The 5,003-nt window shown below is 41.0% G+C and carries 4 protein-coding genes; all 4 read right to left on the minus strand.

Annotated elements, in window-relative coordinates; translation table 11 throughout:
• Positions 1 to 855, minus strand: an 855-nt coding sequence (locus ACFO6W_RS26450) for a hypothetical protein (RefSeq protein ID WP_380002192.1), incomplete at its 3' end; no start/stop codon positions are given.
• A gap of 12 nt (positions 856 to 867) precedes the next feature.
• Positions 868 to 3,000: a hypothetical protein gene (locus ACFO6W_RS26455; protein WP_380002194.1), complete on the minus strand. Its 2,133-nt coding sequence runs from the start codon at positions 2,998 to 3,000 to the stop codon at positions 868 to 870.
• A gap of 12 nt (positions 3,001 to 3,012) precedes the next feature.
• Positions 3,013 to 3,723 carry a hypothetical protein gene (locus ACFO6W_RS26460; RefSeq protein ID WP_380002196.1) on the minus strand — a complete coding sequence of 237 codons (711 nt, stop codon included), beginning with the start codon at positions 3,721 to 3,723 and terminating at the stop codon, positions 3,013 to 3,015.
• A gap of 32 nt (positions 3,724 to 3,755) precedes the next feature.
• A partial coding sequence (locus tag ACFO6W_RS26465; protein WP_380002198.1) for an SPFH domain-containing protein occupies positions 3,756 to 5,003 on the minus strand: 1,248 nt, incomplete at its 5' end.

Raw genomic sequence — 5,003 nt, forward strand, 5'->3', positions numbered from 1 at the left:
AGTATTGGCTGATGAAAGCAATTTGCTGAATTCGCTTCTTACTTCTTTGTCTATTTCTTTTACTGGCTGCCATTGCAGGTTTTCAATATGATGATTAACGGCATTTTTTACAACCGCCTGCGCCTGCTGGCTTAATTGAACATTATTAACCGCAACATCGATATCTTCGTTGCCGTACTTATCAAAATTACATTCGCTGATAAGAACAGGAATGAACAATATGGAATTTTCAACCGCGTTTACTTTTTCCACCAAAATACGGTCAGTCAATTTCTTCTGTTCCGACATATCGGCAAGGAAGTTGCTCATTGAATTGATAAGCTTCAAACCCCGGAATTTTACATTCGAGGCAATAATTTTCTGGCTTGCCGCTAATGACTCCAACTGCGAAACAGGGACGGTTGCTGCCAGGTATTTGGTTCTGTTCGATACTTTTTCCACTTCTTTTACGGCAAAGTCAATCATAGGTCTGTCGAGTTCCAAGACCCGCTGTTTCAGGTTTTGGTTAAGCCCGTTGAAAAGTTTCAGGTAACGGCCCGAAATCATGTTATAATCGTGCTCCATCCTGCTTTTGACAGACAAAAGTTGTTTACGCTGCTGATTGAGATGCATTAAATGTGAGTCTACTTCGCTTTGCAGTTTGGCTATTTTCTGCGAAATCTGAGAACGGATCAAAGTATAAAAGCCTTTGTTTACATTATCGCAAACATGGTCGGCAGCCTTTTGCTCTGCTAACACAACGGCAGTTTGCATTGCTACAACAGCAGTTGTAGTTCCTTTAATGTGATTGGACACAGTGCTTATTTCCTGTGCCATCGGGTTGGTGTCTACTACACAATCGATATATGAAGCCATAGTTGTCCCTCCTTATTCGTTATTAAATTCGCCTTGGGATTCAAGGATATCAATAATTGCTTTCTCGCGCTCAAAATCTTCAGCATTGTATTCCATGCCCATTTCATCCATTATTTGCTGTAATACATCGTCGGGGAAACCATATAATTCTTCTGCGGAATACTGATATCTTCCTTGTCCTTCCTGTCCCGTTTCCACACTATTATTTTCCTGAATTTCAGAATTTTCATCAGAAGTATCCTTTTCAAAATCCGTTGCGCTTCCTGTTGTGTCAAATTCAGATTGTGAAATTTCGTTTTCCGTCTGCAAATTGTCATCTTTCAGGTTTTCCAACACATTTTTAGCAATAACTGGCAGATTCAAAGAAATATGCTCAAAAGTAATATCTTCAATATTTGGAGAAGGCGGTAGTTCGGACGTTTTTGCAAACAACGGATTTACAAGAGCAAGCGGTTTGCGGCGGGCATCTAAATCGTGGATTTCGCTTGTGGCGACGGCAACTTCGTTCGAATGTCCATCCCGCAGTTTGGCGTCGAAGTATTCGATATGGCCAAATTTCTCAGCTTTTTGATCAATATCTTCTTTGAGGCGCTCCATATATTCCTCGAAATTTGCCTGCGTATTTTTAAATTCATTAGATTGCAATTCGAAAGCGGCAAGCGTTTCGGTTGTATTGTCAACTACATCGACAACAGTAGAATCAAGCGAACCGTTCGACTGTACCATACTGTCTTCGGTACGCTGTAACGATATCAAAGTATTGTAAGCGGCAACATACTCACGTAAACTTGCCTGCATCAAATTAATAATATCAGCGCTTTCGGCACGGTTGGCACGATAGAACGCATCGGTATCCTGATGCCACTTGTTGAGATAATTAATTTTCTGGTCTTTGATATGGTTATAGATTTTCAGGCGTTCAATGCGGTTTTCATTCATCAGGTTTTGTACTACGGGCGCAACGATTTCTTCATAAATCTGGTGTACGCCAAAAGGCAGGTTGATTGTGCTGCCGTCTTCTGCCGTCCACATACCCGAAAGCAGGTTGTAGCGAACCCGCGAACTCAGTTTAAGCTGGAACGGCTCGTAACCCTGGACTGATTCACTATAATCAAACTTCTCATTCCGGATACGTTCGATTTCTTCGTGTTCAAGTATAGGCGAGTAATGATTATATGGAGATTTGAGGATTTGATATAGTACTTTGTTCGATTCGAAAACAATCTTGTCTGTAGAAGCAACTTTCAATGCGGAAATCGCCTGCACGGAGTTTGCCATCGTAATCATTAAGCCTTTCAATACATCTTCAAACTGCTGTGTTTTATTCGATAAAGAATCTTTTAATTTATTGAGTTCCTGAAATTTATTGATACTTCCTGTATATTTTCCTTTATCGAATACATTGATAACCGGAGCATTTACAGGCAGTTCCGTAGTCGCAAATTCATCCAGGAACTGTAAATACTCACTTTTCCCGGCAACCAGCGGAAGCGATACCGAAGTAGTGTCAAGGTCATCCATACAGTAAGAAATTGTACGTAGCGAGCGTTCCAGCTTTCCAAAATAATCGTGCTGGTTGATTTCCTGGATAGAAGTGGAATAATCGTCTGTTTCAATCGTTTCTGTTTCATTGGAGGTTTCAACGATCGGCGCTTCGGAGGAGAGGTTTTCCAGATCGGCAATAGTCTCTATCAGCAAATCGTTTTGACGCGAGAGTTGCAGTGTAACTTCCGATTCATCAACCTTGCCGGTATAATCTACAATAAAGCTTTTATCTTCATACTTGATTTGGTCGGCAACGGGAACATATGCCACGCCAAGCTTACTCATTTTGTAATCGCGGAAAATTTCAGCGTGTTGCTTTTCAAATTCGGCAATACGGCTGTCTTTTTCTGCAATTTCTTTTTCCAGACCGTTCTTTTTTATGAAATAAATAAAGAACAGTATAATGGTCAGGAACCATACCCACAAACCGGAAATCTGTTCTTTCAAAATTACCTTTTCTTCTTCCAAAACCACAATTTCGTGTTCTAACCGTTCCTCTTCGGTTACGATCTTTTCAGCCGCTCGGCTATAATAATTGAATAATATCTTCGCTTGGTCTTGATAGATATTACCCGATTCGGGGAAAATTTTACCTGTCATTGTTTATTTGATTTAATTTGAATATGTATTTTTTCTGTTTTGATAAATTCTTTCAAGGTTTTTGAGATTGTTTTCTATTTCCGCCTCATTCATTGAATAATTATGAATTGCAGAAGAAATATCGCTCACAATATTCGTAAAAGAACGTTCTAAATTGTACGCTTCCTCGTTATTTGCAGGAGAAATAAAGCGTAACCCTTCTTCGAGCGAATTAATGCGGTTTGTAAAGCTTCCGGGTAATTCCGGCAAATCATTCATTTTGTCTTTCAAGCGCCTCATCGCAGATTTCATTTCGTTAATTTCGTTATAGTTTTGCGTTTCCTGCATATAAACTTCTGCTACTTTGTCGACAGAGTGACGGGAAAGCAAGAGCCACAAAAACAGGAAAAATAAGAACGCAAGGTGGATAAACAGTTGAATGGTAAAAGTGAGTTCAGGTACAAAATAGCCGATTACAATCAATCCGGCTGCAAAAATGGCATAAGACCAGGTTATAAGCCAATTTATCCCCAAAGCTCCAACCTGTTTTTGCGATTTGTCCTTCAGATTGATCCAAGGTGTACGGTAATTAAAAGTAAACAGCCCGTAAACGAGTGAGCCGGTTGTAATATTCAAAATAAGAATATCTGTTGGGGGTTCGCCTTTAAAAAGGATAAACGCCGTTATAATGATTCCTTCACCAAAAAGCAATAATAACCACGAAAGGATATTTTTTATAGTCATGGTATTTGTGATTTTTTAATTCGAATTCTTAATTATCTCTTATTCCCGCATTTCGGACAGAACTTTACGCCTGGTGCCAATGCTGTTCCGCAACGGCTGCAATTATCACCCGAAGAAACCTGTTTACCACAGTTTCCACAGAAAGTTGCTCCCGTTTGCATCGGCGCATTGCAACTGGGGCAGACATTCCCGCCTTCGCCACTGCCTGTTAACGGTGTTCCGCAACTGACACAGCGCTTTGCGTTTCGTGCATTGTCCGTTCCACACTTAGGGCAAGGATCGTAGGAGTCGCCGCAGTGCGGACAAAACCGGGCTGTGTTTGGAAACTTTTTAGCACAATTTGAACAGAAAACCATTTTTACCTGTTGTTCCTTTTGAATTGGTTGTCCTTGAAAATCCTGATTATTTCCGCCAAAAGCAGGCTGGTTATACTGCGGCTGCATCATTCCGGCACCGGCACTACCTCCGCCTCCCATTCCTCCCATCATATTCATTGCCATTAAACCGCCGATAAGGCTACCGTTACCGTTGCCAAAATTATCCACTGCATTATTGGCTGTATTAAACATCTGTTCCTGTTGCCAGGTATGTCCTGTAATCGACATCGAACTTTGCTGTGCGATTGCATCTGCTACTCGCCTGCCGCTTTCAGTCAAAGTATCGATATCAATGCTTGTGATATAGAATTGTGTCAGATCCAGGCCTATATTTTCCCAAAATGCAGCCATTGTACCCTTCAAAAATTCGGAAAGTTGGTCTAAGTAGGCGGAAATGGACTTAAAACCGATCCTGTGTTTAAGCATAAATTGCAGAATGGTGGATTTTGTTTTCGTAGAAAATTCGCCCAGGAACTGATCGGTCAAATCGTCCTGTGTAAATTCGGATTTTGTTCCGACGATTTTGACCAGGAATTTCTCGGCAGCGGTAATTTTCAAACCGTAACGTCCTTTTGAGACAAGCGGAAGTTGCGTATTATAGTCCGGATCATGCATTGACATACTACTGGTTTCCCAATCAATGTTATACGGTGTGGTTTTATTGACAAACCACACTTCTGCCGTAAAAGGATTTTTTCCGCCGAAAGGAATTCCGAATAGGTTGCGTAAAACAGGCAGGTTTTCAGTGTTTAATGTATGTTTCCCAGGGCCAAACTTGCCAACAATCTGTCCTTTTGAGAATAATACCGCCTCCTGCGATTCCTGCACAATGAGTTGCGTGTAGGTACTTAAATTGGTCTCGGGGAAACGCCATGCATAAATCGTTTTATTTCCCTGCGGCGA

The organism is Dysgonomonas termitidis (genome assembly GCF_042654545.1).
Classification (GTDB): domain Bacteria; phylum Bacteroidota; class Bacteroidia; order Bacteroidales; family Dysgonomonadaceae; genus Dysgonomonas; species Dysgonomonas termitidis.

Bases quoted from the DNA above. Each gene is read 5' to 3' on its own strand.
- ACFO6W_RS26460 (WP_380002196.1), bottom strand. From the start codon at position 3,723: ATGACTATAAAAAATATCCTTTCGTGGTTATTATTGCTTTTTGGTGAA.
- ACFO6W_RS26455 (WP_380002194.1), bottom strand. From the start codon at position 3,000: ATGACAGGTAAAATTTTCCCCGAATCGGGTAATATCTATCAAGACCAA.